This window comes from Salipiger sp. H15 (genome assembly GCF_040409955.1).
Taxonomy (GTDB): domain Bacteria; phylum Pseudomonadota; class Alphaproteobacteria; order Rhodobacterales; family Rhodobacteraceae; genus Salipiger.
The window spans coordinates 1,184,892-1,210,000 of record NZ_CP123384.1; the positions used below are offsets into that span (position 1 = coordinate 1,184,892).

26 protein-coding genes and 1 tRNA gene are annotated in these 25,109 nt (G+C 66.4%); 11 read left to right on the top strand and 16 right to left on the bottom strand.

All coding sequences use genetic code 11. From position 1 onward, the window contains the following. The 4 genes from PVT71_RS05715 to PVT71_RS05730 form a co-directional block, all read right to left on the bottom strand. Nucleotides 1-270, bottom strand: a complete 270-nt coding sequence (locus PVT71_RS05715) for a flagellar biosynthetic protein FliQ (protein WP_353473542.1) — start codon at nucleotides 268-270, stop codon at nucleotides 1-3. A gap of 3 nt (nucleotides 271-273) precedes the next feature. Next, entirely contained in the window at nucleotides 274-564 is a 291-nt protein-coding gene (fliE, locus tag PVT71_RS05720) for a flagellar hook-basal body complex protein FliE (RefSeq protein WP_353473543.1), read from the bottom strand. A 44-nt stretch (nucleotides 565-608) separates the two neighbouring features. Further along, entirely contained in the window at nucleotides 609-1,001 is a 393-nt protein-coding gene (gene flgC / locus PVT71_RS05725) for a flagellar basal body rod protein FlgC (protein ID WP_353473544.1), read from the bottom strand. Between the two features lie 62 nt (nucleotides 1,002-1,063). Then, on the bottom strand, nucleotides 1,064-1,438 hold the full coding sequence (locus tag PVT71_RS05730) for a FlgB family protein (protein WP_353473545.1): 375 nt from the start codon (nucleotides 1,436-1,438) through the stop codon (nucleotides 1,064-1,066). An 85-nt stretch (nucleotides 1,439-1,523) separates the two neighbouring features. Between PVT71_RS05730 and PVT71_RS05735 the strand changes: the two genes are divergently transcribed. After that, nucleotides 1,524-2,897, top strand: coding sequence for a FliI/YscN family ATPase (locus PVT71_RS05735; protein WP_353473546.1), 1,374 nt, complete (start codon nucleotides 1,524-1,526; stop codon nucleotides 2,895-2,897). Nucleotides 2,898-2,978: 81 nt separating this feature from the next. Here the strand turns inward: PVT71_RS05735 and PVT71_RS05740 are convergent, their stop codons facing one another. From PVT71_RS05740 to PVT71_RS05765, 6 genes are all read right to left on the bottom strand, one after another. Further along, nucleotides 2,979-3,788, bottom strand: coding sequence for a DUF1217 domain-containing protein (locus PVT71_RS05740; RefSeq protein WP_353473547.1), 810 nt, complete (start codon nucleotides 3,786-3,788; stop codon nucleotides 2,979-2,981). Beyond that, entirely contained in the window at nucleotides 3,785-4,189 is a 405-nt protein-coding gene (flbT, locus tag PVT71_RS05745; protein ID WP_353473548.1) for a flagellar biosynthesis repressor FlbT, read from the bottom strand. Before flbT ends, PVT71_RS05740 begins: the two co-directional genes overlap by 4 nt. Further along, complete coding sequence (gene flaF, locus PVT71_RS05750) at nucleotides 4,186-4,644, bottom strand: flagellar biosynthesis regulator FlaF (RefSeq protein WP_353473549.1); 459 nt, start codon at nucleotides 4,642-4,644, stop codon at nucleotides 4,186-4,188. The genes flbT and flaF overlap by 4 nt, the downstream gene beginning before the upstream one ends. An 83-nt stretch (nucleotides 4,645-4,727) precedes the next feature. Continuing rightward, nucleotides 4,728-6,038 carry a flagellin gene (locus PVT71_RS05755; protein ID WP_353473550.1) on the bottom strand — a complete coding sequence of 437 codons (1,311 nt, stop codon included), beginning with the start codon at nucleotides 6,036-6,038 and terminating at the stop codon, nucleotides 4,728-4,730. Between the two features lie 257 nt (nucleotides 6,039-6,295). After that, the gene (locus PVT71_RS05760) at nucleotides 6,296-6,607 is read right to left on the bottom strand and encodes a hypothetical protein (RefSeq protein ID WP_353473551.1); all 312 of its coding nucleotides are present in this window, start codon (nucleotides 6,605-6,607) and stop codon (nucleotides 6,296-6,298) included. 56 nt (nucleotides 6,608-6,663) lie between these two features. Continuing rightward, the gene (locus PVT71_RS05765; RefSeq protein WP_353473552.1) at nucleotides 6,664-6,894 is read right to left on the bottom strand and encodes a hypothetical protein; all 231 of its coding nucleotides are present in this window, start codon (nucleotides 6,892-6,894) and stop codon (nucleotides 6,664-6,666) included. 123 nt (nucleotides 6,895-7,017) lie between these two features. Here PVT71_RS05765 and PVT71_RS05770 point away from each other — a divergent pair, with 123 nt between their 5' ends. Together PVT71_RS05770 and PVT71_RS05775 are read left to right on the top strand one after the other, a co-directional pair. Beyond that, complete coding sequence (locus PVT71_RS05770) at nucleotides 7,018-9,618, top strand: flagellar hook-length control protein FliK (protein ID WP_353473553.1); 2,601 nt, start codon at nucleotides 7,018-7,020, stop codon at nucleotides 9,616-9,618. A gap of 28 nt (nucleotides 9,619-9,646) precedes the next feature. After that, on the top strand, nucleotides 9,647-10,309 hold the full coding sequence (locus PVT71_RS05775; RefSeq protein ID WP_353473554.1) for a flagellar hook capping FlgD N-terminal domain-containing protein: 663 nt from the start codon (nucleotides 9,647-9,649) through the stop codon (nucleotides 10,307-10,309). Between the two features lie 22 nt (nucleotides 10,310-10,331). Here the strand turns inward: PVT71_RS05775 and ubiB are convergent, their stop codons facing one another. Next, nucleotides 10,332-11,864 carry a 2-polyprenylphenol 6-hydroxylase gene (gene ubiB, locus PVT71_RS05780; RefSeq protein WP_353473555.1) on the bottom strand — a complete coding sequence of 511 codons (1,533 nt, stop codon included), beginning with the start codon at nucleotides 11,862-11,864 and terminating at the stop codon, nucleotides 10,332-10,334. A gap of 1 nt (nucleotide 11,865) precedes the next feature. After that, nucleotides 11,866-12,618, bottom strand: coding sequence for a bifunctional demethylmenaquinone methyltransferase/2-methoxy-6-polyprenyl-1,4-benzoquinol methylase UbiE (gene ubiE / locus PVT71_RS05785; RefSeq protein WP_353473556.1), 753 nt, complete (start codon nucleotides 12,616-12,618; stop codon nucleotides 11,866-11,868). 81 nt (nucleotides 12,619-12,699) lie between these two features. Between ubiE and mutM the strand changes: the two genes are divergently transcribed. Both mutM and PVT71_RS05795 read left to right on the top strand, forming a co-directional pair. Continuing rightward, the gene (gene mutM, locus PVT71_RS05790; RefSeq protein WP_353473557.1) at nucleotides 12,700-13,551 is read left to right on the top strand and encodes a bifunctional DNA-formamidopyrimidine glycosylase/DNA-(apurinic or apyrimidinic site) lyase; all 852 of its coding nucleotides are present in this window, start codon (nucleotides 12,700-12,702) and stop codon (nucleotides 13,549-13,551) included. Nucleotides 13,552-13,615: 64 nt separating this feature from the next. Then, nucleotides 13,616-14,392 carry an enoyl-CoA hydratase gene (locus tag PVT71_RS05795; RefSeq protein WP_353473558.1) on the top strand — a complete coding sequence of 259 codons (777 nt, stop codon included), beginning with the start codon at nucleotides 13,616-13,618 and terminating at the stop codon, nucleotides 14,390-14,392. An 82-nt stretch (nucleotides 14,393-14,474) separates the two neighbouring features. On the opposite strand, the gene PVT71_RS05800 is transcribed toward PVT71_RS05795, so the two are convergent. Continuing rightward, nucleotides 14,475-14,657 carry a hypothetical protein gene (locus PVT71_RS05800; protein ID WP_353473901.1) on the bottom strand — a complete coding sequence of 61 codons (183 nt, stop codon included), beginning with the start codon at nucleotides 14,655-14,657 and terminating at the stop codon, nucleotides 14,475-14,477. Nucleotides 14,658-14,924: 267 nt separating this feature from the next. Between PVT71_RS05800 and rpsT the strand changes: the two genes are divergently transcribed. The 5 genes from rpsT to gyrB all read left to right on the top strand — a co-directional run bounded on the left by rpsT (nucleotide 14,925) and on the right by gyrB (nucleotide 22,152). Then, nucleotides 14,925-15,188: a 30S ribosomal protein S20 gene (gene rpsT / locus PVT71_RS05805; protein WP_353473559.1), complete on the top strand. Its 264-nt coding sequence runs from the start codon at nucleotides 14,925-14,927 to the stop codon at nucleotides 15,186-15,188. A 532-nt stretch (nucleotides 15,189-15,720) separates the two neighbouring features. Then, entirely contained in the window at nucleotides 15,721-17,118 is a 1,398-nt protein-coding gene (dnaA, locus tag PVT71_RS05810; RefSeq protein WP_353473560.1) for a chromosomal replication initiator protein DnaA, read from the top strand. 191 nt (nucleotides 17,119-17,309) lie between these two features. Then, complete coding sequence (gene dnaN / locus PVT71_RS05815; protein ID WP_353473561.1) at nucleotides 17,310-18,428, top strand: DNA polymerase III subunit beta; 1,119 nt, start codon at nucleotides 17,310-17,312, stop codon at nucleotides 18,426-18,428. A gap of 120 nt (nucleotides 18,429-18,548) precedes the next feature. Continuing rightward, complete coding sequence (gene recF, locus PVT71_RS05820; RefSeq protein WP_353473562.1) at nucleotides 18,549-19,655, top strand: DNA replication/repair protein RecF; 1,107 nt, start codon at nucleotides 18,549-18,551, stop codon at nucleotides 19,653-19,655. A gap of 79 nt (nucleotides 19,656-19,734) precedes the next feature. After that, the gene (gyrB, locus tag PVT71_RS05825) at nucleotides 19,735-22,152 is read left to right on the top strand and encodes a DNA topoisomerase (ATP-hydrolyzing) subunit B (RefSeq protein ID WP_353473563.1); all 2,418 of its coding nucleotides are present in this window, start codon (nucleotides 19,735-19,737) and stop codon (nucleotides 22,150-22,152) included. Nucleotides 22,153-22,230: 78 nt separating this feature from the next. On the opposite strand, the gene PVT71_RS05830 is transcribed toward gyrB, so the two are convergent. Continuing rightward, nucleotides 22,231-22,677, bottom strand: coding sequence for a GFA family protein (locus tag PVT71_RS05830; protein WP_353473564.1), 447 nt, complete (start codon nucleotides 22,675-22,677; stop codon nucleotides 22,231-22,233). Nucleotides 22,678-22,746: 69 nt separating this feature from the next. After that, nucleotides 22,747-23,730 carry a complex I NDUFA9 subunit family protein gene (locus tag PVT71_RS05835; RefSeq protein WP_353473565.1) on the bottom strand — a complete coding sequence of 328 codons (984 nt, stop codon included), beginning with the start codon at nucleotides 23,728-23,730 and terminating at the stop codon, nucleotides 22,747-22,749. Nucleotides 23,731-23,878: 148 nt separating this feature from the next. Between PVT71_RS05835 and PVT71_RS05840 the strand changes: the two genes are divergently transcribed. Next, nucleotides 23,879-23,965 (top strand) — tRNA-Leu (locus PVT71_RS05840). Between the two features lie 92 nt (nucleotides 23,966-24,057). On the opposite strand, the gene PVT71_RS05845 is transcribed toward PVT71_RS05840, so the two are convergent. Then, a complete protein-coding gene (locus PVT71_RS05845; protein ID WP_353473566.1) occupies nucleotides 24,058-24,534 on the bottom strand; it encodes a nucleoside deaminase in 477 nt (158 codons plus the stop codon). Nucleotides 24,535-25,109 lie beyond the last annotated feature (575 nt).

The window sequence follows — 25,109 nt, forward strand, 5'->3', positions numbered from 1 at the left end:
TCAGCCTCCGTTAATCATCGGGATGACGCGGGACTGGAAGAAGGCCACCAGCGTCTCGGTCATGAAACTCATCGAGATCCAGAAGGTGATGACGATGGCGAGGAGCTTCGGCACGAAGGTGAGGGTCATTTCCTGGATCGAGGTGAGCGCCTGGAAGAGCCCGACGCCGACCCCGGCGAGCAGCGCGGCGGTGAGGATCGGCAGCGAGGTGAGCGTGGCGACCCAGAGCCCCTGGCGCAGCGTGTCGAAGAAGATGGTTTCGGTCAGCATGGGTCAGACCGGCATCCGCAGGATTTCCTGGTAGGCTTCGACCACCTTGTTGCGGATCGTCACCACGGTCTCGACCGCGAGCTCGGACTGGGCGAGGGCCTGGACCAGCGCATGCGGATCGGCATCGCCGGTCATCGCCGCGGTGGAGGCCCGCTCGGCCTCGCCGAGCGTCGCGGTGAAGTCCTGCACCGCGGCGGCAAGCCGGGCGCCGGCACCGCCGCCTTCGGTCTCGGGGTCTGTGGCGGGACGCGCCGCCGCGTATTGCTGCGCGGCGAAAAGCGATCGGATATCCATTCTGAATTCCTTTCACGTTTGGTCTGTGGCCTGGCCGCGAGGGATCACCGTCGCAGCAGGTCGAGAAGGTCCGAGCCCATCCTTCGGGTCTGCTCGAACATCTGCAGGTTGGCCTCGTAGCTGCGCTGCGCCTCGCGGGCGTCGGCGATCTCGATCAGCAGGTCGACGTTCGAGCCGAGGTAATGCCCGGTCGCGTCGGCGAGCGGGTGGGCAGGGTCGTAGATCTCGGCAAGGTCCTTGCGGTCGAGCGACACGCGGCCGGGCCGGACAAGGGACATGTCGGTGCCGCCGTCCTCCTCCGTCTCGAAGGGGATGGTCTTGCGCCGGTAGCCTGGCGTGTCGGCGTTGGCGATGTTCTCGGCGAGCGTGCGCAGCCGCAGGGACTGGGCCCGCAGCCCGCTCGCGGTGACCGAGAGGGCATCCGAAAAGGCGCTCATCCTGTGCTCCTTTCTGCGTGGGGTTCGCCGCGATTTCAGCAGGCGCTTGCGTGGCGGGAGGGTCAGGTGCCGAGGCTGGTTCGCAACAGTGTGAGGTTCGAGCGGTAGATCGCGAGCGCTCGTTCATGGGCCCGCTGCGCTTCGACGGCATCGAGCATCTCGGCCTCGAGCGAGACGGTGTTGCCGTTGGGATCCTCCGCCCGCCTGCGTTCCACGAGTTCGAACGCATCGGGCGGGTCACCTCCTAGATGGCCGGGCCGCGTGCTTCGCATGGCGTTCTGCGGGTGACGGAGCGTGTCCTCGAAGGCCGGCAGCGTCACGCCGCGGTAGCCGGGCGTGTCGGCGTTGGCGATGTTCTGCGCGCTTGCTGCCTGTGCGGCGCCGGCGTGGCGGGCCATGGCAATGGCGGTACGAAACACGTCCAGGGTCTGGAACATCGGGGCTTCTCCCTCGATTGGCTTCAACCAAGGCTTAACGGTGATTCCTTTAGAAATGGTTTGAACCTGGGGAAGGGATCGCCCGATGGAAGAGAGCGAGATCGCCTCGCTGCGCCGACGCATTGCGGGGGTGCAGCCGGTGCGAGCGGTAGGGCGCGTGCGCTCGGTCGAAGGGACGATCATCTGGGTGCGGGGCCTGGCGCACCAGGCACGGATCGGGGATCGGCTGAGGTTGATGCGCGCCGCCGGTCCGCTCGGGGGCGAGGTGTTGCGCATCCGCGAGGAGCTAGTCGCCATGCTTCCTGACGACGGGGTCGAGGGCGTGTCGCAGGGGGATCGCGTCGCGGTGCTGGGCGCGCCGGGCCTCGCGCCGTCGGATGGCTGGATCGGTCGGGTGATCGACCCCTACGGCGTGCCGCTCGACGGTGCGCCGATCGCGCCCGGACCGCAGCTGCGCTCGATCCGCGGCAGCCCGCCCCCCGCGGCGTGGCGGCGTGGGCTCGGCGCGCGGCTGGCCACGGGCCTGGCGGCTTTCGACACCTTGCTGCCCATCGTGCGCGGTCAGCGGATCGGCCTCTTCGCCGGCTCGGGGGTCGGCAAGTCGCGGCTGCTCGCGGCGCTGGCACGGGGCATGGCGGCCGAGGTCGTGGTGCTTGCCCTGGTCGGCGAACGTGGCCGCGAACTGCATGATTTCGTTCACGATGTCCTGGGGCCAGAGGGCATGGCGCGGGCGGTGGTCGTGGCGGCTACCTCGGACCGGTCACCACTTGAGCGCCGGCGCTGTGCCATGGCGGCGATGACGGTGGCCGAGCATTTTCGCGACCAGGGTCGGCAGGTGCTCTTCCTGGCCGATTCCATCACCCGTTTCGCCGAGGCGCATCGCGAGGTGGCTATCGCCGCGGGCGAATTGCCGGCGCTGCGGGGGTTCCCACCCTCAACCGCGCACCAGATCATGCGGCTCGCCGAACGGGCCGGGCCGGGGGTGGCGGGCAGCGGCGACATCACGGCGGTGTTTTCGGTCCTCGTCGCCGGGTCGGACATGGAGGAGCCGATCGCCGACATCCTGCGCGGCGTGCTCGACGGGCACACGGTGTTGAGCCGCGAGATCGCCGAGCGCGGGCGCTACCCGTCGATCGACATCCTGCGCTCGGTCTCGCGCAGCCTGCCCGAGGCGGCGAGCCCGGCCGAGAACGAGATCCTCCTGAAGGTGCGCCAGCTGCTCGGGGCCTATTCGAGGTCCGAGGCGATGATCCGCGCTGGGCTCTACCGGGACGGAGAGGATGCCGTGCTCGACCAGGCGATCCGCATCTGGGCCGAGCTGGACGGGTTCTTCGCCGAAGCGTCGCCGCACGGGCCGGCGGCGGCATTCTCGAGGCTCGAATTGCTTCTGCGCCGCGCGGGCTCCGGCACAGCAGGGAGTTTTGGTGCAGCGGTCGGGCGCGGTCGGCAGGTGGGGTAGGCTCGAATTGCGTGTTTCGCGGGCTGTCTGCGGGTGTCGCTCCATGGACTCTGCTTGGGGCGCAGACCTGTGCCCTCGGGCCTAGAGCGCGTCCCATCGCGGCAAGTTCTGCAAGAGGGTTAGTGCGATTTGCCCAGTTCCGGCGGCCTTGAAATCCTTGACCTGCTCCTGCAGCAGGTAGGTCTGCGCGATCTTGGCCAGGGTCTCGTGCGCGGACAGCTCGGAGACGTCGCTGGATCCGAACCGGGCTGCGGCCTTGTCCTTGAACACCTCGAGTTGCTGATCGATGTCGAGCTGGCCCAGCGAGCTTGGCAGGCCGAGCGCGCCCTCGAACACGGTGCGCAGCGGTTGGTTCCCCATGATGCGGAACCACTTGGTATCGTTGGAGACCGCGGCTGAGCCAATTTCCGGGAGGCTGCGCTGCAGCGCGAGGGAGAGACGCAGGGCATTGTCCTGCTCGCCGACAGCGACCTCGAACTGCTGGGCACGGAACTTGGCGATGATCTCTTCCGCGAAGTCCGGGTAGCCGGTGCGCGGTCCGCCGAGCCGGTCGAAACCGAAGCTCCGCGTCATTGCCTTGTAGCGCTCATCCGCCAGTTTGTTGGCCAGCGCATCCGTCGCGGTCGTCCCTTCCTCGAGCAATTTGCGGATGAAGAACTTGCTGTCGATGTCATCCTGCAGGCCGAAGGCCCCGAGCGCGACGCGCAGGAGGCGGCGGTCGGCCACAAGATTCTCAGCCGTGGTGATCCCGGCGATCTTTTCCGCGAAATAGTCGGTGTCGCGGACAAGCGAAGGGCTGGCGTCGAAGCTCGCCTGTTGGACGTCGCGCGTGCTCCGAAGGAACTGCCAGGCGACGAGGCCACTGCCGACGATGATGGGTTGAAAGCTCATGCGCGACCCGCCGCCAGGAGCCTGTCCTCGCGCGGGATGAGCGCGCGGAGCGATTTCAGGCATTGGTAGAAATGTTCGTCGAGCAGCGCTTCGGTCGCGCGGGTGAGCAGCGTGCGGCTGTCGGGATCGGTGAGGATGCGGCTCAACTCCTCGATATTGCGTAGAAGATCGGCCTTGGTCCTTTCCGCCGGTACGTCGCCGGTCAGGACGAGCTGCGCGGTGTAGCACAGGCGCCGCACGGGCGTGAGCGCCTCGTCAGGGTGGATCGCATCCTTGAGCCGCAGGATGTTTGCGCCCGGGGTCATGATCGACAGCTTGCTGCGGCGATCACCATTTTCGATCACCGCGCCGTTGATCAGCAGGCGTTCGTGCGGGCCGAGCTTGAGAACCAGGCCACTCATCGCATCTGCGCCTGGGAAACCGCGCCGGCCTGGTGTCTCGGAGCGATCTGAGCCGCAGGGGAGGCGGACTCGGCGGTGACGCTGCGTGCCGGGCGGGCGTTGAGACCTGCGAGAATGGCGCTGTTCACCTCGATGAGCGGCGCGAGTCTGGCCTTTCGCGAGAGCACCTTGGCCGTGTGAACCTGGACGAATTGCGACAGGTAGAAGATCTGCGCCCGCAGGTCCGGCGGCAGCTTGTTGTCCTGGTCGGCCACGTCCACGGCCAGCGCGGTCCAGAGCTTGCAGTTGTCGTGCAGCGCGGCGACGAGGGCGGGGTAGTGGCGCGGACCGGCTTCGGCGGCGCTCTTGATGCGGTGGGTGATCCGCGCGATCAGCTCGTATTCGATGGCGCGGTCGGTGCGTGTGCTGGCGTTCGAGTGCGCATAGGCGCGGCGCGCCATGAAATTTGCATTCATCACTAGGCCCTTCATCCTTGGTCCCGTGCCATCCGCGTGGGTGAGGACCCGGGGCCGGGCAGGCCAGCCCCGGGAAGGTCACGTCAGCGGAAGAGCGACAGGAGCGATTGCGGTGCCTGGTTGGCGATCGACAGGGCCTGCACGCCGAGCTGCTGCTGGACCTGAAGCGCCTGCAGGCGGGCAGAGGCCTCTTCCATGTCGGCGTCCACCAGCGTGCCGATGCCCGACTTCAGCGCATCCGTGAGGCCCGAGATGAAGGCGGTCTGCGTTTCGATCCGGCCCTGGGTCGAGCCGAAAGCAGAGGCCGAGTCGATGGCCGTCTGGATCAGCCCCTCGATCTGGTCGAGCGCGGAATCCACCCCGGACTGCGTGGTCACGTCAAGGTTGCTGAGCTGCTCGAGCTTGCCGCCGATGGTGTTGCCCTGGGAGGCGTTGACTGAGGACATGGTCACCGCGACCGTGTCGGTCGCATCGGTGATGGCCGAGGTGAAGGTCAGCGTGTCGCCGGAGACGGCAACGTCGATCACGTCGGTATCAAGCTCGTTGGAAGCCATGAAGCTCTTGAACGAGGCCTGCAGACCCTTGGCGACGTCAGTCGCGGTGTCGCCTTCACGCGCAACATAGACGATCGAGAGGGTCGGCACTTCGGTGGCCGTGGGGCCGGCAGCGCTGGTCTCGCGATAGTCGGTCTGCGTGAACTTCGAGTTGTCGGCATCGGTGCCGAAGACGTTGAGCGTGTAGGCGGTTCCGGCGGTGAAGCCGCTGTTGGTGGTGCCGATGTCGATCGTGTCGCTTTGCGTGGCGTTGAGCGTCACGCTGTCGACCGAGGCGGTGAGCGCGGTCGCGGCGACGGTCGACGCGATCGCGGCGGCGCCGGTGCCGAGGTCCTGCTTGGTCACGTTGATGTCGGAGGCGGTGACGCCGGTCACCGAGCGGTCGAGCGAGGCCAGCACGTTGATGCTGCCGGAGCCCACGGTTTCATCGACGTTCGACAGCAGGTTCAGGCCGTTGAATTGCGCGGCGCTGACCACGGCGCCGATCTGGCCCCGCAGCGCGTCGATGTCGGCCTGGATCTTCACGCGATCGACGTTCTCTTCCTGGGCGGCGACGATCTTGCCCTTCACGTCGGTCAGCAGCTCGGTCACCGTTTCGGCGGCCTGGCGGGCCACGGCGACGGTGGACTGGCCGAGGTTGAGGCTGTCGGAAATGCCCTTGAAGCCCTTCACATCGGCTTCCATCACCTTGGAAATCGCCCAGACGGCGGCATTGTCCTTGGCGCTGGCGACGCTCTTGCCGGTCGAGATCTCGCCCTGCGTGGTGGCCAGGTTCATGTTGATCGTCTTGAGGGTCTGCAGCGCGACCATCGCGCCATTGTTCGTCAGGATGCTAGACATGTTTTTCGTCCTTGAATGCGGCGCTTTGCGCCATTCCTGTCACCGGTCGCGAGCCACCTGTCTCGCGGCGGTGCCAACAGGCACCGACCCGCGGGTCTGCGTAGGTCGCGACCTCTCCGGACGCCTTTCTGACGAAGCAGTCAGGGACCCTGTCCCCCTGCGCCATCCAGTCATGGATGCCGCGTCACGCTAGCGCGGAAGGTCTTAAGCCAAGGCTAAGCCGGAACCCGATTTCGCGGCGTGACGCCCGAGGATGATTAAAGTTTCTTTTGAATCCTGCCGATTTGACCCTGCCCGATCGGGGTCCTTCGGCCCTTGGGACCGTAGGTGTCCATCTGCTGCAGAAGCGCCTGTTGCGACGCGAGCCTGGCCCGCGCCGCGGCGAGCCCCTGCATCGCGCATTCCAGCAGGCGCTGGTTGCGCCGCAGCGCCGCAAGGAGCCGGGGCGCGTGACGCAGCCCCGCCTTCTGCGCCGCGAAATGCGCAAGCTGAGCCTCCTTCGCGCGCGCGTAGTCCGCCAGCCCGGCCAGGTCGCCGGAAAGTAGCGCGCGCCGTTCGGCGTCGAGCACCGCGGCCAGCTCCGCCGCATGGCGGTCGGCGCGCGACCGGGAGGCAGATGACCCGCTCATCCGCGGGGCCCGCGTGCGACCGACGCCTCCGGCAGGAACTGCACCCGGTCGGCGAGGCGCGCGGCATATTCCTCGCGCAGGAAGGAGGCGAATTGCGCCTCGCCGTCGCCGCCCCCAAAGGATCCGCGCGCGGAGAAGGCATTGGAAAACTGCAACATCTGCGAGATGAAGAGCCGGTTCATCAGGCTGCGCTGCGTGGAAGCTGCCTGGTCGATCTGCGCGGACATGTCGTCGCTCCTCCGGTCGAGTCGGATACGTGGTTGCGGCAATGTTTAAAATGACCGGGGTAAAGGTATTCTTAGCGAGTCCCGGGTTAGCGTCGCGGCATCGCAGGAACCGGGATCGACAGAATGCTCCCCATGCCCTTGGATACGCCTCCGCCCTCAGCGCGGCCCTGGCCGACGACCCAGCCCGGAGTCGAAACCCGCGCGGAGATGCCGGACGCGCTTGTCGTCGGCGCGACGCGCGTCTCGGGTGCGGATTTTGGGACGGCCTTCCGGGAGGCGATGCGGGATATCCAGCCCGAAGAGCTCGGAAACGAGGCTGGGCCCGTCATGAGTGATACGCCAATGGCCACGTGCAAAGATGATCTCATCGCGGCTCGTTCCGAGGCGCCTGATCAGAGTGCCGGGATGGGGGAGAGTCCGGAGGTCACTGAGGAGGAGCATCGCTGGTACGGAATTGAGCCCCTCGACGACATTGCACTTCCCGAACTCGTTGAAAAGAACATTGGGACACCTGAGATACTGCGGGGCCTAAATATTCTTTCGCCCGAGCCCGACGAAGAAGGGGTGGGCGACCCGAGCATTGTGAGCATCCAGCGGTCCGGTCCCGACAATGCGTTGCAGATGACGACTGGGCCACGCTTAGGAGGTCCGATGGTGCTGCAGCACTTTCTGGAGGCCGTTCTCTTCCAGGCCGATGCGGAAGCCGCACCGCCGAAGAACCCTGCCTTGCGGGAGGCCGACTGTGGCTATCGAACCAGCGAGCCGAGGCTGGCGGGCGACGAGAGCGCGTCGCCCGCGCTGCCCGAAGTGAGCCGGGCTCAGGACGGGATTCCAAATGTCTCGCCCATGGCTATGCCCTTGCTGCCGCGGTCGAAATCACCCGAAGTTATTTCCTCTGTGCTGCGTGAAGCGCGTCCGGACGGACAAAAATCCCAAGAGGGCTCCGAGCAAGAGATGGCGGATTCAGGCGTCTTGGCAAAGGACGAAATCGCTTCTGGAGAGTTCCCCGCGCGCTGGCGCCCGGATCCCGGCCACGTGCGGCCTGCGGACGAATCTCCTGCGCCAGTCCGGCGGGTAAATTCCGATGGGGATAACGCATATCCGCGCAAAGCGTTCGAGGAGACCGAGGCCATATCCGCAGGACCACGCGCGCTGCTCGCGTGGGACGCGGCTCGCGAGCGGAAGGCCAATCCCGATCGCCCACCGTCAGGCAGACAGAGGGTTCATACCGCGCACCAACAGGTCGCCGCCCGCAAACTCGGGGAGGAGTCCGAGGCGCGCGGACGATCCACGCCTTCCGGCAAACCACGCTCAGATGCGCGGTCGATCCAGCCAGCCAGCGAGTCTCAAAGTCTGTCTGTGGCTGTTGGCGCCAGTGCGAGCGCACCGGGCGTCATGCTTTCGAACGTCTCTCTTCCAGTCATTCAACATGGGAAGGGCAGTGCCCACCGATCCTCAGGGGCCGAGCCTCGGTCCGCGGAATTGCAGGAGAAGATAATGGCTCGGAGCGTTTCCGCCGTCCGCGCGCCCTCCGAGCCATCGGCCTCAACGGGCCCGGACGTCGAGCGTCGCGCACGTCCTTGGGAGCAGCGACCGTCGCCAGAATTGCCGGCGACGGTCACTGCGGTGATCGAACCGGAGGACCGCGACAGCGAGAGTGTGCAACCAGAAGCGCGTCGCCTGCGCGGCACTGCAGCACCCGCGCCGTCGATCTCCGAAACACTTCAATCCGAGTCGGACGTGAGACCCGCAGATGTCCGATCACGCGACCGGCGTCCGGTAACTCCTCGCGCGTCGGGCAAACTGCCAGCGAGGCTGGGGACGGACAGACAGTCAGAAGCGGGGTTCCCGGTGGCAGTTCGTCCAGACCGAACAGAGACCGGCGGATCCATGTCGGCGGATGGGCGTGGTTCAAGCGCCCCTGAATGGAGGGCCTTGGGCTGGGGTAAGGCGGGCGGACGCGATCCGGAACTTGCGGAGGGACATTCGAGAGGGGATCCTGCCGACGTGAATAAGCAAATTTTCCTGCGGAAAGAACCGGGAAAGGCTCATGTATCGGCGGTTGAGATGCGATCAACGCGCTTGCATCCCCCAAGCAACGCTGCGCCTCCGCAGCCCTTGCCAGACATGTCGGTTCGTGACGCGGGGCAGAGCAAATCTTCGGTCGCCAAGCCGGAGACGCGCGCCGTCGTCGAGGCGGTGAATGGGTTGCTCTCCGAGCCGAAGCCTCTGCGCAGCCGCGACAGCGACGAGCCGTTAAGCGAGGCCCTGTTGCCCCGTGCCCCGGCTTCGGTGCTTCCCGCAAGAGACTCGGGTCCGGTGCCGCGAAACGTGCCGATGTCGCCGCTTCGTCAGGTCGCGGAGGCGATCGTTGCCGGCGCGGAGGGAGAGGTGGATATCCGACTCGAACCCGAGGAGCTGGGGCGGGTCAGGTTTCATATCCAGCTCACCGACCATGGTGTCGCGCTGCATGTGAGCGCGGACCGACCCGAAACGCTCGAGATGCTGCGGCGGAATGTCGACCAACTTGCGCGGTACCTGTCGGAGTCGGACATACAGAGCAGCAACTTCAGCTTTTCCGGGGAGCGCCGGGGCCGGCCCGCCGCCGCGCCAAGTACAAAAGGCCCCGGAGCCCAGGCCACCTCCGAACGCGTGTCGGGAGGGAGGTCGGACGCCGTGGCGCACTGGCGGATTTCGCCGAAGGGAATGGATCTCAGGCTGTAGTCACGGCCCAGTTCAGCAGGAGGACGACATGGATCTTTCGGCACTGACGCAGGTTTCGACCGGCACCTCGAGCACGGGAACTGCCGCGAGCAGTGCAAGTGCCAGCGATTTCGACACGTTTCTGAAGATGCTGACCACCCAGGCGCAGAACCAGGACCCGTTCAATCCGGTCGACGCGACGGAATATGCCTCGCAGCTCGCCAGCTTTTCCGCCGTCGAGCAGCAGGTCATGACCAACGAGCTGCTGAGCAGTCTCACCGCGCTGGCGGGGGCTGGCGGGTTCGAGCGGCTGGCGTCCTGGATCGGGCTGGAAACCCTTGCACCGGGGGCGGCGCGGTTCGACGGCGCGCCGGTCGATCTCTATTTCGATCCCGTGGAAGAAACGGAAAGCGTGGTGCTGGTCCTGCGGGACGCGTCCGGTTCCGTGCAGAGCCGGATCACCCTGCCGGCGGGCAGCGACAGCTATACCTGGGAGGGCAGCGACCTCGCCGGTGCTGCCCTGCCCGACGGGATTTACGGGGCAGAGATCGAGGTCACCCGCGACGGTGTGCTGGCCGAGACGCGCGACGCCTATTCCTACATGCGGATCGACGAGGTGAGCCGCGGTGAGGACGGTCTGGTGCTCACCCTGCGCGGGGGCGACACGCTCGACGCATCGTCGGCGGCCGCGGTGCGCCGCCCGGCAACGTGACCGGACGGCGGCTCCGGCAGTGTCAGAAGATCGACAGCAGGACCAGCGTCAGGCCGGCCCCGGAAATCAGGCCGCCGATGCCCCAGCCGAGGCGGCGCGTCCATTTCGACTCGAGTTCGTTCGCGATGCCCTGGGTCTGGCGGATCAGCGCTTCCTCGACGAGCCCGGGCAGGCGCGGGCCGAAACGCGCCATGACCCGCGCGGTCTTGGCGAAGTCGCGCAGCGCGGCGCGGGGGCCGATGGAGGTCTTGATGTATTGCTCAACCACGGGGCGAGCAACGCTCCAGATGTTCATATGGGGATTCAGCGAACGTGCGACGCCCTCGACAACCACCATGGTGCGCTGCAGCAGGATCAGCTCGGTGCGGGTCTGCATGCCGAAACGCTCGGTCACCTCGAAGAGGTAGTTCAGCAGCCGGCCCATGGAGATGCGGGTCGAATCCATGCCGAAGATCGGCTCGCCAACGGCGCGCAGGGCGCGGGCAAACTCGTCGACATCCTGGTTGGCGGGCACGTAGCCGGCCTCGAAATGCACCTCGGCGACGCGGCGGTAGTCGCGGCGGATGAAGCCGTAGAGAATCTCGGCATAGACCCGGCGCGTGTACTCGTCGATGTGCCCCATGATGCCGAAATCGTAGGCGATGATGTCGCCGTCGGGGGCGACCTTCAGGTTGCCCTGGTGCATGTCGGCGTGGAAGAAACCGTCGCGCAGGGCGTGGTTGAGGAAGAGCTGCAGCACCCGCTCACTGAGCAGCACCCGGTCATGCCCGGCAGCGTCGAGCGCGGCATTGTCGCCGAGCGGCACGCCCTCGGCCCAGCTCATCGTCATCACGCGGCGGCCCGACAGGCCCCAGATCACCTCGGGCAGCTGGAAGCCTTCGTCATCGACCGTGTTGGCGGCGAACTCGCTGGCCGAGGCGCTTTCGAGCCGCAGGTCCAGCTCGCCGTTCACCACGCCCTCGAAATGGGCGATCACGTCGCGCGGGCGCAGCCGGCGCGAGGCGGGCGACAGGAAGTTGATCGCGTCGGCGGCCAGCCAGAAGGCGTCGATATCCTTGCGGAAGGCGCGCTCGATCCCGGGGCGCAGCACCTTCACGGCGACGGTCTCGCCGGTCTCGGCCAGCCGCGCCTTGTGCACCTGCGCGATCGAGGCCGCGGCAACGGCTTCGCTGAACTCGGAATAGACCTCGTCGACCTTCACGCCGAGCTCGGTCTCGACCTGAGCCTTGGCGGCCTCGACGGGGAAGGGCGGCAGCTTGTCCTGCAGCACGCGCAGCTGGTTCGCCAGCTCCTCGCCAACCACGTCGGGACGGGTCGAAAGCACCTGGCCGAACTTGATGTAGGCGGGGCCAAGCGCGGTCAGCGCACGGGTGACCGGCGGCATGGCGGGATCGCCCTCGTAGCCGAGCCACTTGAAGGGCCAGGCGAGGATGCGGGAGGCAGCGCGCAGGGCCGGCGGCGCATCGACGGCATCGAGCACGACGCGCATCGCGCCGGTGCGTTCGAAGGTGGCGCCGGTGCGAACCAGCCGCAGGATGTTGTGCGGGCCCTTCACGTCAGAGCTTCCAGCCGGAATGCAGGCAGGCGATGCCCATGCTCAGGTTGCGGTACTTGGCGTTGCCGAAGCCGGCGGCGCGCACCATGCCGAGGAAGGTCTCCTGGTCGGGGAACTTGCGGATCGATTCCACCAGGTACTGGTAGCTGTCGCGGTCGCCCGCGATCACCTGGCCCATGCGCGGGATCAGGTTGAAGGAATAAAGATCGTAGACCTTCTGCATGAGGTCGTTCGGGATCTGGCTGAACTCGAGCACCATGAGCCGTCCGCCGGGTTTCAGCACCCTGTAGGCCTCGTTCAGCGCCTCCTGCGGCCGGGTCACGTTCCGGATGCCGAAGGAGATCGTGTAGACGTCGAAGGTGTTGTCGGCGAAGGGCAGGGCCATCGCGTCCCCCACCACCCAGTCGAGCTGGCTGGCCATGGCATCCGCCTCGGCGCGCTTGCGGCCCTCGACCAGCATGGGCTCGGTGAGGTCGCAGACCGTGGCATGGCCATGGCCCGCGCGCTTGAGGAAGCGGAACGAGATGTCGCCGGTGCCGCCCGCCACGTCGAGCAGTTTCTGCCCGGGGCGCGGTGCCAGCCAGTCCATCATCGCGTCCTTCCAGATGCGGTGGATGCCGAAGGACATGGCATCGTTCATCACGTCGTATTTCGACGCGACCGAGCCGAAGACCCCGCGCACGCGGCCGGCCTTCTCCTCTTCGGGGATGTCGGTGAACCCGAAATGGGTGGTTTTTCCGGTCTCTTTGGTCATGGGCCTTGCCGTCCTGTGTCCGACACTCCTTATAGAGCCCGCGCGCCGCGCTGCAATGCGGCCCATTGGAAAGGATCCGTGATGCCCGAACTTCCCGAGGTGGAAACCGTCCGTGCGGGGCTGGCCCCGGTGATGGAAAACGAGGTGATCGCCGAGGCGAAGGTGAACCGGCCCGACCTGCGCTGGCCCTTCCCCGAACGCATGGCCGAGCGGCTGACCGGCGCGCGGGTGCTGCGGCTGCGGCGGCGGTCCAAGTACATCCTCGCCGACCTCGACACCGGGGAGACGCTGCTGATCCACCTCGGCATGTCGGGGCGGATGCTGGTCTCGGGCGATCCGCTCGGGCGCTTCGTGCATGAGCATCCCGCGCCGGAAAAGCACGACCACGTGGTCTTCGAGATGGCCAGCGGCGCGCGGATCACCTTCAACGACCCGCGACGTTTCGGCGCAATGGATCTGATGCAGACCGCCGCCGCCGAGGCGCATCCGCTGCTGGCGGCGATCGGCCCCGAGCCGCTGGGCAACGCCTTCAGCGAATCCCATCTGGTGGCGGCACTGAAGGGGCGCAGCATGCCGATCAAGACCGCGCTGCTTGACCAGAAGATTGTTGCCGGTCTGGGGAATATCTACGTCTGCGAAGCCCTGTTCCGCGCCGGCATCCGTCCTTCACGCCGCGTCAACCAAATCTCGGAAAAGCGCATCGCCTCGCTGGTGCCGATCATCCGGCAGGTCCTGACCGACGCCATCGCTGCGGGCGGCTCCTCGCTCAAGGATTACCGCCAAGCCGATGGAGAACTTGGATATTTTCAGCACAGCTTCGATGTCTACGGGCGCGAGGGCCAGCCCTGCCGGGGCGATGGTTGCGCCAACATGGTACACCGAATCGTGCAATCCGGCCGGTCCTCCTTCTACTGTCCGAGCTGTCAAAGATAACTTGATTGCGAGGGGCAAGTTGGTAAGGCTGCGCGACAATGCCAACGGACGGGAGCCCGAAGACATGGCCTATGAGACGATTATCGTCGAAGTAGAGGACGATGTTGCCACTATTACCCTGAACCGCCCGGACGCCCTGAATGCGCTGAACAGCCAACTGCTTGGCGAGCTCGCGCAGGCGCTGACCGAGGCGGATGCCAACGAGAAAGTGCGCTGCATCATCCTCACCGGGTCGGCCAAGGCCTTCGCCGCCGGGGCGGACATCAAGGAAATGTCGGAAAAGACCTTCGTCGAGATGTTCCTCGGCGATTTCTTCGAGCCGGCGACGGAGGCGGTCGCGAAGGTGCGCAAGCCGGTGATCGCGGCGGTCAGCGGCTACGCGCTCGGCGGCGGCTGCGAGCTGGCGATGATGTGCGACTTCATCATCGCGTCGGAGACCGCCAAGTTCGGTCAGCCCGAGATCAACCTCGGTGTCATCGCCGGGATCGGCGGCACGCAGCGCCTTCCGCGCTACGTCGGCAAGGCCAAGGCGATGGACATGCACCTCACCGGGCGCTTCATGGATGCCGAGGAGGCCGAACGGTCCGGCCTCGTCAGCCGTGTGGTGCCGGTGAAACAGCTCATGGAAGAGGCGCAGAGCGCCGCGGCCAAGATCGCCGAGAAGTCGATGCTGGCCTCGATCGCCGCCAAGCAGGCAGTGAACCGCGCCTACGAGACCACGCTCAGCGAGGGGCTGCTCTTCGAGCGGCGGCTGTTCCACTCGCTCTTCAACACCGAGGATCAGAAGGAAGGCATGTCGGCCTTCCTCGAGAAGCGGACCGCGCAGTTCCGCGACCGCTGAGGCTTCTGCGGCCAATCTTGCGGCCAATCTTGCGGCCAATCTTGCGGCCTGTCCCCGCGGGGACGGGCCGCATCTTGAATCGTCAGGATTGCAGCGGACCGCGCGCCTGACGGATGGCCGCCTGGATGGCGCGCCAGGTTTCGGCCTCCTGCTTTGCCCCCCTCCGCTCGTTCTCGCGCACCTTCGCGGCGGCCTCGGCCTCGGCCTTGCCGCCATGGGCGCGGTAGAGCGCCTGGGCGGTCTGGTTGATCTGCATCGCGTTCACGGCTGATTCCTCCTTTTCAGTCAGAAGCGCCCCGCGGCAGGGGCCGCAGGGGGCTCCAGACTAGCCGATTCCCACCCGGATCCCCAAGTTTTGCTGCCAGCCCCTTTGCAACCGGCGGAAAATGGGCTATGCGCCCCGCCTACATGCGTGTGATGCCCGCTCAGGCAAGAATCGGTCCGGCGACGACAGATCCGGGTCTGGTGGATATTGCACGTCCGAAATTCAGACCCAGGCCTTGTCGGCCACAGACACACAGGACCGATCATCATGGCAAATTCGCCCCAGTCCAAGAAGCGCGCGCGTCAGAACGAGAAGCGCTATGCCGTCAACAAGGCACGCCGTTCGCGCATCCGCACCTTCCTCCGCAAGGTCGAGGAAGCAATCGCTTCGGGCGACAAGGAAGCAGCAACCGCAGCCCTCGTCGCAGCTCAGCCCGAGCTGATGCGCGGCGTGACCCGCGGCGTCTTCCACAAGAACACCGCCTCGCGCAAAATGTCGCGCCTCTCCTCCCGGGTGAAGGCGCTCGGCTGAACACGCCAAGTGTACGGCTGAAATGACACACCTATAAAGTGTGTGACCGAAAAGGCATCGCCAACGGTGGTGCCTTTTTTCATGACTCACACCATATTTTGAAGGCCGAGATTCTTTTTTCGGATTCCATTGAGTCAAGTTTGAAGTTCGGTTGCTGCCCTTCTCGGAACAGGAGTAATTTCATCGAGCGAGTCACATCGCTGGGGGGACAGGCAATCGGGGACCAAGCCACTTGTAGAGTGGAAATGTTTCCGTCGATTCGGTCGTCTGATCAAAGGACGCCGAAACCGGGGTGATTTCATCCTGCCAGTCCAATTGTAAAACGGGTGAGTAGTGCGCCTTGACAGGTCGCTTCGGGATACTGGGAGTCCCGGGGAGTCCTTTTGCGTCGCTATTTCACCGGGCGGGAAAATCGCCCGACTCATGCCTCTGGCATGGGACCGTGTTTTGCGTCCCCGCGATGTCTCGAACGGGCGTGTGTGTGTTGCCCGAGGGACAGAGAAGAACCGGTGAAGACACGGAGCGGGGATAAATGACGCAGGAACAATGGGGCGCGCTGCAAGACAGGCTGAGCAGCACGATCGGGGAAAACAATTACCGAACCTGGATCAAGCCCCTCGAATATAAAGGTCTGGAGGCCGACGGGGTGGCGGTCTTCCTGGCACCAACGAATTTTATCGGCACCTATGTGTCGCAGAATTTCGGCGATCTGCTGCTGTCGCAGATCTCGACCGTGGATTCGCAGGTCAGACGCCTGCAGTTCCGCGTGAGCAACGCGCCGCGTCCGGCGGCGGGCCGTCCGAGCCCGCGCCCGGTGGCGGCGCAGCCCGAGCAGATGGCGCAGGCCAATGGCGGCGCGGCGCAGGCCGCGCAGGGCGGAAGTGACCTGCTGCCGAGCGCGCCGCTCGACGCACGCTTCACCTTCGACAACTTCATCGTCGGCAAGCCGAACGAGCTGGCCCATGCCGCCGCGCGCCGCGTGGCGGAGGCCGAGACCGTGACCTTCAACCCGCTGTTCCTCTACGGCGGCGTGGGCCTCGGCAAGACGCACCTGATGCACGCGATCACCTGGGAGCTGCGCAACCGCCGCCCCGACCTGAACGTGCTCTATCTCTCGGCCGAGCAGTTCATGTACCGCTTCGTGCAGGCCCTTCGCGAACGCCGCATGATGGACTTCAAGGAACTGTTCCGCTCGGTCGACGTGCTGATGGTCGACGACGTGCAGTTCATCGCCGGCAAGGACTCGACGCAGGAAGAGTTCTTCCACACGTTCAACGCGCTGGTGGACCAGAATAAGCAGATCGTCATCTCGGCCGACCGCGCGCCGGACGAGATCAAGGATCTCGAGAACCGCATCCGCTCGCGCCTGCAGTCCGGCCTCGTGGTCGACCTGCACCCGACGGATTACGAGCTGCGCCTCGGCATCCTGCAGTCCAAGGTCGACACCTACCGCAAGCAGTACCCGTCGCTGCAGCTCGACGCGGGCATCCTCGAGTTCCTGGCGCACCGGATCTCGACCAACGTGCGCGTGCTCGAGGGGGCGCTGACCCGTCTCTTCGCCTTCGCCTCGCTGGTCGGCCAGCCGATCACCATGGAGCTGACGCAGGACTGCCTCGCGGACGTGCTGCGCGCCTCGGACCGCAAGATCTCGATCGAGGAGATCCAGCGCAAGGTGGCGGACCACTACAACATCCGCCTTTCGGACCTCATCGGCCCGAAGCGCGTGCGCAACTTCGCGCGCCCGCGCCAGGTCGCGATGTACCTGTGCAAGCAGCTGACCTCGCGGTCGCTTCCCGAGATCGGCCGCCGCTTCGGCGGGCGTGACCACACCACCGTCATGCACGGGGTGAAGCGGATCGAGGAACTGCGCATGCAGGACAGCCAGATCGCCGACGACATCGAGCTGCTGCGCCGCGCGCTCGAGGCTTGAGGCCGGCATCTGGGACCCGGGCCCGGGAGCTGGGCCTGAGACCGCACGACCACATTTGGGAACGGGGCTGCCCTCGGGCAGTCCCGCGGCCTTGACGCTCGCGACAATCCGTCGGATCAATCAGCAAAGAATTTTGGAGTAGCTTCGCAAAAGCGCCAAGCTGCCCCTTCGGCCAACCGAGGAACAGGGCGATGAAAGTCAGCATAGAACGGGCGACGCTGCTCAAGGCAGTCAGCCAGGCACAGTCGGTGGTCGAACGCCGGAACACCATCCCGATCCTTGCGAACGTCCTGATCGAGGCCGAGGGCAACACCGCGAGCTTCCGCGCCACCGATCTCGACATCGAGGTGCTCGACCGCGCCCCCGCGGTGGTCGAGCAGGCCGGTGCCACCACCGTCTCGGCGGTGACCCTGCACGAGATCGTCCGCAAGCTGCCCGACGGCGCGCTGGTCCAGCTGACCGCCGACAACGCCGCGGGCCGCCTGACGGTGGCCGCGGGCCGTTCGAACTTCAGCCTCGCGACGCTGCCGAAGGAAGACTTCCCGGTCATGGCAACCTCGGAATATTCCTCGAACTTCACCGCCAAGGCCGAGGTGCTGCGCCGGCTCTTCGACAAGTCGAAATTCGCCATCTCGACCGAGGAGACCCGCTACTACCTCAACGGCGTCTACATGCATGTCGCCGAGAGCGAGGATGGCCGGGTGCTGCGCTGCGTCGCCACCGACGGGCACCGCCTCGCCCGGATCGACGCGCCGCTGCCCGCCGGGGCCGAGTCGATGCCCGGCGTGATCGTGCCGCGCAAGACCGTGGGCGAGCTGCGCAAGCTGCTCGACGAGGATGACATGGACATCGCCGTGTCGGTCTCGGAGACCAAGGTGCGCTTCGCCACGCCCGACATCACCCTGACCTCGAAGGTCATCGACGGCACCTTCCCGGACTATTCGCGCGTCATCCCGATGCACAACACCCGCCGGCTCGAGGTCGACGCGGGCGAGTTCGCCAAGGCGGTGGACCGCGTCGCGACCGTCTCGTCCGAGCGCTCGCGCGCCGTGAAGCTGCAGCTCGACGAGGACCGGCTGGTGCTCTCGGTCAATGCGCCCGACAGCGGCGCCGCCGAGGAAGAGCTGGCCGTGGCCTATGGCGACGAGCCGCTGGAGATCGGCTTCAACGCCAAGTACCTGCTCGAGATCGCCAGCCAGGTCGACCGCGAGAACGCCGTCTTCATGTTCAACTCCTCGGGCGATCCGACCCTTATGCGCGAAGGCACCGACACCTCGGCCGTCTACGTCGTCATGCCGATGCGGGTCTGACGGCACCGCCGCGACATGAGTATTTGAAGAAAGATGAAAGGCAGGGGCGCGGCTTCTGCCTTTCATCTTTCCAAAAATACTCACTTCCCGACCGCGCCGCATCGCGCTACCGCCTGAGCCATGTCCCTGCACCTCACCCGCCTCACGCTTTCGCATTTCCGCTCGCACCGGGACGCCTCGGTCGCGGTGGATGCGCGGCCCGTGGCGCTTTACGGGCCGAACGGCGCGGGCAAGACCAACCTCATCGAGGCGGTCTCGCTGTTCTCGCCCGGGCGGGGAATGCGCCGCGCCTCGGCGCAGGAGATGGTGCGCCGGCCCGAGGCGCTGGGGTGGAAGATCGAGGGGCTGTTGCAGACCGGCGGGGCGTTGCACGAAATCGCCTTCCGCTCGGAGGCGGGCGCGGCCCGCACCGTGCAGATCGACGGCAAGACTGCGCCGCAGGTGGCGCTGGGGCGGCTCGCGCGGGTGCTGTGGCTGGTGCCGGCGATGGACCGGCTCTGGATCGAGGGGCCGGAGGGGCGGCGGCGTTTCCTCGACCGGATGACGCTGAGCTTCTTTCCCGATCACGCCGACCTGTCGCTGGCCTTCGAGAAGGCGATGCGCGAGCGCAACCGGCTGCTGCGCGACCAGGTGCGCGACGGCTTCTGGTACGCCGCGCTGGAAAGCCAGATGGCCGAGGCCGGGGCCGCCCTGCAGGCCAACCGCCGCGCCGCGCTGACCCGGCTCGCCGAGGCACAGGCCGGGGCCGAGACGCAGTTCCCCGCCGCCGATCTCGAGCTGGTGGATGCCGAGACGCCGACCCCCGAGGACACCGCCGAACTGCGGGCCGCGCTCGAGGCGAGCCGCCCGCGTGACCTGATGGCCGGGCGCACGCTGGTCGGGCCGCACCGCGCCGACCTGCGCGGGGTGTTCGCCGCCAAGGGTGTGCCGGCCGAGGATTGCTCGACCGGCGAGCAGAAGGCGCTGCTGATCTCGCTCATCCTCGCCAATGCCCGGGCGCTGGCCGAGGAGACCGGCGCCGCGCCGATCCTGCTGCTCGACGAGGTCGCCGCGCATCTCGACGCGGGCCGCCGCGCGGCGCTCTACGACGAGATCTGCGCGCTCGGGGCGCAGGCTTGGATGACGGGCACGGGACCGGAGCTTTTCGCCGAACTGGGAGAGCGGGCCCAGTACCTGGAAGTGACCGAGCGGGACGGGCAATCATTGGTTGAAAACCGCACGGTTTGATACCAAATCTTGTGGCAGCGGCGTGACAATCCTGCCTGAACACCGTATAAAACCAGCAAAAATCATGAAGGATCGCGGCATGGCCGAACCGGCAAGCGCACAGCAGGAATACGGCGCGGATTCCATCAAAGTTCTCAAAGGCTTGGAGGCTGTCCGCAAGCGCCCCGGGATGTATATCGGGGACACGGATGACGGATCGGGCCTGCACCACATGGTCTACGAGGTGGTGGACAACGGCATCGACGAGGCCCTGGCGGGCCACGCGGACTTCGTCCGTGTGAAGATCCACGCCGACAACTCGGTGTCCGTGCGCGACAACGGCCGTGGCATTCCCGTCGACCTGCACGCCGAAGAGGGCGTCTCGGCGGCAGAGGTCATCATGACCCAGCTGCACGCGGGCGGGAAGTTCGACCAGAACTCCTACAAGGTCTCGGGTGGCCTGCACGGCGTGGGCGTCTCGGTGGTGAACGCGCTGTCGGTCTGGCTGGAGTTGCGCATCTGGCGGAACGGCAAGGAGCATTACGCGCGCTTCGAGCATGGCGACACCGTCGAGCACCTGCGCGTCGTGGGCGATGCCGAGGGCGAGCAGGGCACCGAGGTGCGCTTCCTTGCCTCCACGGGCACGTTCAGCAACCTCGAGTACAGCTTCGAGACGCTGGAGAAACGCCTGCGCGAACTGGCCTTCCTGAACTCGGGCGTGCGCATCATCCTCGAGGACGAGCGCCCCGCCGAGCCGCTGAAATCCGAGCTGCACTACGAGGGCGGCGTGAGGGAATTCGTGAAGTACCTCGACCGTTCCAAGCAGCCGGTGATGACCGACCCGATCTACATGACCGGCGAGCGGGACGGCATCGGCGTCGAGATCGCCATGTGGTGGAACGACAGCTACCACGAGAACGTGCTGCCCTTCACCAACAACATCCCCCAGCGCGACGGCGGCACCCACGTGGCCGGCTTCCGTGGCGCGCTGACCCGGACCATCAACAACTACGCGCAGTCCTCGGGCATCGCGAAGAGGGAGAAGGTCTCGTTCACCGGTGACGACGCGCGCGAGGGCCTGACCTGCGTGCTCTCGGTGAAGGTGCCGGATCCGAAGTTCTCGTCCCAGACCAAGGACAAGCTGGTGTCTTCCGAGGTGCGCCCGGCGGTCGAGGGGCTGATGAACGAGCGCCTGGCCGAGTGGTTCGAGGAGAACCCGAACGAGGCCAAGCAGATCGTCGGCAAGATCGTCGAGGCGGCGCTGGCCCGCGAGGCCGCGCGCAAGGCGCGCGAGCTGACCCGCCGCAAGACCGCGATGGACGTGAACTACCTCGCCGGCAAGCTCAAGGACTGCTCCGAGAAGGACCCGTCCAAGACCGAGCTCTTCATCGTCGAGGGCGATTCCGCAGGCGGCTCGGCGCAGACCGGGCGCGACCGGGGCACCCAGGCGATCCTGCCGCTGAAGGGCAAGATCCTCAACGTCGAGCGCGCGCGTTTCGACCGGATGCTCGGCAGCCAGGAGATCGGCAACCTGGTGATGGCGCTCGGCACCGGCATCGGTCGCGACGAGTTCGACGTCTCCAAGCTGCGCTACCACAAGATCATCCTGATGACCGACGCCGACGTCGACGGTGCGCACATCCGGACCCTGCTGCTGACCTTCTTCTACCGGCAGATGCCGGCGCTGATCGAGGGCGGCTATCTCTACATCGCGCAGCCGCCCCTCTATAAGGTGACCCGCGGCAAGTCTGAGGTCTACGTGAAGGACCAGAACGCGCTCGACGAGTACCTGATCAATCAGGGCATCGACGGCGCGCATCTGAAGCTCGGCAATGGCGAGGTGATCGCCGGGCAGGACCTTGCCCGGGTGATCGACGAGGCGCGCCAGCTCAAGCGCGTGCTCGATGCCTTCCCGACGCACTATCCGCGCCACATCCTCGAGCAGGCGGCGATTGCCGGCGGCTTCGTGCCCGGCGCGGTCGAGAGCGATCTTCAGGGCGTGGCCGACAAGGTCGCCGAGCGGCTCGACCTGATCGCGCTGGAATACGAGAAGGGATGGCACGGCCGGATCACCCAGGACCGCGGCATCCGCCTTGCGCGCATCCTGCGCGGGGTCGAGGAAGTGCGCACGCTGGACGGGGCGATGCTCCGCTCGGGCGAGGCGCGCCGCACCGGCAGCTTCACCAAGGCGCTGCAGGCGATCTACACGACCCCGGCGACGCTGGAACGCAAGGACCGCCGCCAGGCGGTGCACGGACCGCTCGACCTGCTCGAGGCGATTCTCGAGGAGGGCGAAAAGGGCCTCGCGCTGCAGCGATACAAGGGGCTGGGCGAGATGAACCCCGGCCAGCTCTGGGAAACCACGCTGGATCCGGATGCGCGCACGCTGCTGCAGGTGAAGATCGACGACATGGCCGAGGCCGACGATCTCTTCACCAAGCTGATGGGCGACGTGGTGGAACCGCGCCGCGAATTCATCCAGCAGAACGCGCTGAGCGTCGAGAACCTCGACTTCTGATCCGCGCGACAGCGAAGACTTGAAGACGGCGCGCAGGGACCTGCGCGCCGTCTTTTCATGTGCGGAAGGGGCGGGGCCTCAGCGCCGCGTGAAACCTTCGAGCAGCATCGGGAAATCCGCCTCGGGCGGGAATCCCTCGTAGCTGTGCTGCGCCGGGGTCGCGGCCCAGGGCAGTTTCTCGGCGGTCATCGTCTCGATGAAGGGCACGCACCAGTCGGGCACGTCGAACATCGTGGGTCGGACGTTCACGAAAAGATCGAGGCCGGTGATGCGGGTGAACATCCAGCTGCCGCACTCGGGGCACATGTAATGGTCGAGCTGCGGGCCCTTGATGCCGCCCTTCACCGGGTCCCCCGAGACCACCCGGATCCCCTCGGACGGAATCATCATCGTCAGGGAAAAGGCGCTGGCGCTCATCTTCTGGCAGCCGCGGCAATGGCAGGCGGCGGTCATCATCGGTGGCGCGCTCACCTCGATCCGGGTTGCGCCGCAGCGGCAGCTTCCGGTTTGGGGCAGGTCGGTCATGACGGTCTCCCTCGGTGCGGGCGGCGATCGCCCAAAGAAAAAGCCGGCCCCGGGGCCGGCTTCCTGATCTCACTCGGTCCGCAGGCCGGCAGCCGATTCCTTGATCGCGTCGTATTGCCCGCCCGGGCGGAAGCGCCACAGGTAGTCCGGGATGACCGCCTCGGGGGCGACGGGGGTGATGCCGAGATCGGCCAGCCCCTTCGCGCCTTCGGAGACGACGTTGTCCTTGCGCAGCATCACCACCTGGTCGCGGGTGATCGGCGCGGTGAAGAGCCCGCCGGTGATCCGCTGCGCGAATTCCGACACGCGGCCGATCACCGAGGCGAGCCCGTAGGGCAGGTTCACCAGCATCTTGCGGCGACGGATGACGGTCAGCATCTCCTCGATGAAGGCGCGGAAGCTCTTCACCTCGGGACCGCCCAGCTCGTAGATGCCCGCGGGCGCCTCGCCGGTCAGCCCCTTGGTCGCGGCCTCGGCGACGTTGTCCACGTAGACCGGCTGGAAGTTGCGGTCGGCACCGACCAGCGCCAGCACCGGGCCCATGCGCGACATCGAGGCGAAGCGGTTGAAGAACTTGTCCTCCATCCCGAAGATCACCGAGGGGCGCAGGATCATCGCGCCAGGGAAGGCGGCCAGCACGGCCTCTTCGCCAAGCGCCTTGGTCCGCGCGTAGCCGCTGCGGCTGTCCTTGTCGGCGCCGATGGCCGAGACATGCACCAGCGCGCCGACACCCTGCTCGGCCGCGATCCGCGCGATGCGGCCCGCACCCTCGACCTGGATGGCGTCGAAGTTGTTCTTGCCGCGCGCGGCAAAGGTCCCGACGCAGTTCACCACCGCATCGGCGCCCTGCATCACGCTGCGCACCGACTCGTCGTCGCGGATGTTGCAGAACACCGGCTCGACCTGGCCGACGGAGCCATAAGGCTTCACGAAGAGCGCTTCGTTGGGACGGCGGACGGCGACGCGGACGCGCCAGCCGAGCTTGGCCATCCGGCGGGCAACATAGCGTCCGACAAATCCGGATCCGCCGTAAATGGTGACGAGCTTGCTCATCTGGCTACTCCTGCTCCGAGGTTCTGAGACCTTGAATACCGGCCCGTCCGGCACCCGGCAAGGCGGCTCCGTAAGGTAAGTTGCACAAATTGAAAAATCTGCGTTGACACTCCCTGCGGACATATTTAAACGCCCCTCTACCACCTGTGCCCAGGTGGCGGAATTGGTAGACGCGCTGGTTTCAGGTACCAGTGGCTTAACGGCCGTGGAGGTTCGAGTCCTCTCCTGGGCACCATGGAAAGCCCTTGGAAATCGCAAGATTTCCAAGGGCTTTCTTGTTTCCGGAACAGGGCTTTCCCCGGCGCGCGCGACCGTCCCGTCCGGCCGCTACTGCCAGAAGCCGCGGTGCCCCTCGGCGACCTCTTCCTCGATCTCGACATAGGGGCCGCGGGTCTCGACCTTGCGCTGGCCCGCGCGGAACACCTCCTCGCAGGGCAGGTCGAGCGTCAGGTTCTCGGGGTTGTCGCCGGTCAGCATGGCAAGGCGCTTCTCGGTCATGCCGTAGACCACGGTGCCGATCCCGGCCCAGTAGCAGGCGCCGGCGCACATGCAGCAGTGCTCCACCGAGGTATAGAGCGTGCAGCTCTCGAGGAACTCGGGCGCGTAGCGCCGGCTCGCCTCCTGCGCGACGAGCAACTCGGCATGGCCGACGCCCTTGTCGTCCGCGTAATTGTTGCCGTGCCGCAGGAGCACCGACCCGTCAGGGCCGACGAGCATCGCACCGAAAGGATGGTTGCCGGCGTCGCGGCTTTCCTGGGCGATGCGGATGGTCTCGCGCAGGTGTCTGAGGTCGTCGTCCTTCATGACGGCTCCTTGCTCTGGACCCGTCCGCGCCTCGGGCGCGCCGGCACCCTGGCCGGACCGGGAGGGTTGCGGCGTCTGTCAGGGAAACCAGAGCACACATCGAAACGCGGCTCCAGATCCCCGAACTGCCGGTGTCGCGCCTTCCATGCATGGCAGGGCGTTCGACCCGGCGGCGCGCGTGGGCCCGCCGCAGTCTTCAGTCACACATATATATGCGCCAAAAGAACCAGGGCGGATCGCCTGTCTCAGGGTAGGCGGCACCGCCGACTCTCCGCCGCAGACGGGGTGATTTCCGCAAATCCCCCATGGAAGAGCGTGCGCGGTCCGGTCCCAAGCTTCGCAGGGCTGGCACATCGCGGCTTCGGGGCTCGGGCCGGGAGGTGCGCAGGCCCTGTTTTTAAGCGATTCCGGGGCTCCATGCATTTTTTATGACGAAAAATGAAAAAAGGGGTTGCGGGCCCCGCGTGGAGTACGTAAATAGCCCCTCACCGGCGGCGCTGAGGCGCGCGACGGGACGCCAGACGGGGCGGCGGCGAGCGGAAACGCGGGGCCGACGATCCGGAGGCGGAACGGAA

Excerpts from the sequence above, each read along its gene's own strand:
- PVT71_RS05835 (WP_353473565.1), bottom strand. The coding sequence starts at position 23,730 with ATGAGCAAGCTCGTCACCATTTACGGCGGATCCGGATTTGTCGGACGC.
- flgC (WP_353473544.1), bottom strand. The coding sequence starts at position 1,001 with ATGAGCGCCTTTTCGGATGCCCTCTCGGTCACCGCGAGCGGGCTGCGG.
- gyrB (WP_353473563.1), top strand. The coding sequence starts at position 19,735 with ATGGCCGAACCGGCAAGCGCACAGCAGGAATACGGCGCGGATTCCATC.
- PVT71_RS05730 (WP_353473545.1), bottom strand. The coding sequence starts at position 1,438 with ATGTTCCAGACCCTGGACGTGTTTCGTACCGCCATTGCCATGGCCCGC.
- PVT71_RS05775 (WP_353473554.1), top strand. The coding sequence starts at position 9,647 with ATGGATCTTTCGGCACTGACGCAGGTTTCGACCGGCACCTCGAGCACG.
- PVT71_RS05845 (WP_353473566.1), bottom strand. The coding sequence starts at position 24,534 with ATGAAGGACGACGACCTCAGACACCTGCGCGAGACCATCCGCATCGCC.
- PVT71_RS05715 (WP_353473542.1), bottom strand. The coding sequence starts at position 270 with ATGCTGACCGAAACCATCTTCTTCGACACGCTGCGCCAGGGGCTCTGG.
- dnaA (WP_353473560.1), top strand. The coding sequence starts at position 15,721 with ATGACGCAGGAACAATGGGGCGCGCTGCAAGACAGGCTGAGCAGCACG.
- PVT71_RS05755 (WP_353473550.1), bottom strand. The coding sequence starts at position 6,038 with ATGTCTAGCATCCTGACGAACAATGGCGCGATGGTCGCGCTGCAGACC.
- fliE (WP_353473543.1), bottom strand. The coding sequence starts at position 564 with ATGGATATCCGATCGCTTTTCGCCGCGCAGCAATACGCGGCGGCGCGT.
- PVT71_RS05795 (WP_353473558.1), top strand. The coding sequence starts at position 13,616 with ATGGCCTATGAGACGATTATCGTCGAAGTAGAGGACGATGTTGCCACT.
- PVT71_RS05740 (WP_353473547.1), bottom strand. The coding sequence starts at position 3,788 with ATGAGCTTTCAACCCATCATCGTCGGCAGTGGCCTCGTCGCCTGGCAG.
- flaF (WP_353473549.1), bottom strand. The coding sequence starts at position 4,644 with ATGAATGCAAATTTCATGGCGCGCCGCGCCTATGCGCACTCGAACGCC.
- mutM (WP_353473557.1), top strand. The coding sequence starts at position 12,700 with ATGCCCGAACTTCCCGAGGTGGAAACCGTCCGTGCGGGGCTGGCCCCG.
- flbT (WP_353473548.1), bottom strand. The coding sequence starts at position 4,189 with ATGAGTGGCCTGGTTCTCAAGCTCGGCCCGCACGAACGCCTGCTGATC.
- rpsT (WP_353473559.1), top strand. The coding sequence starts at position 14,925 with ATGGCAAATTCGCCCCAGTCCAAGAAGCGCGCGCGTCAGAACGAGAAG.
- PVT71_RS05735 (WP_353473546.1), top strand. The coding sequence starts at position 1,524 with ATGGAAGAGAGCGAGATCGCCTCGCTGCGCCGACGCATTGCGGGGGTG.
- PVT71_RS05830 (WP_353473564.1), bottom strand. The coding sequence starts at position 22,677 with ATGACCGACCTGCCCCAAACCGGAAGCTGCCGCTGCGGCGCAACCCGG.
- dnaN (WP_353473561.1), top strand. The coding sequence starts at position 17,310 with ATGAAAGTCAGCATAGAACGGGCGACGCTGCTCAAGGCAGTCAGCCAG.
- ubiE (WP_353473556.1), bottom strand. The coding sequence starts at position 12,618 with ATGACCAAAGAGACCGGAAAAACCACCCATTTCGGGTTCACCGACATC.
- recF (WP_353473562.1), top strand. The coding sequence starts at position 18,549 with ATGTCCCTGCACCTCACCCGCCTCACGCTTTCGCATTTCCGCTCGCAC.
- PVT71_RS05770 (WP_353473553.1), top strand. The coding sequence starts at position 7,018 with ATGCTCCCCATGCCCTTGGATACGCCTCCGCCCTCAGCGCGGCCCTGG.
- PVT71_RS05765 (WP_353473552.1), bottom strand. The coding sequence starts at position 6,894 with ATGTCCGCGCAGATCGACCAGGCAGCTTCCACGCAGCGCAGCCTGATG.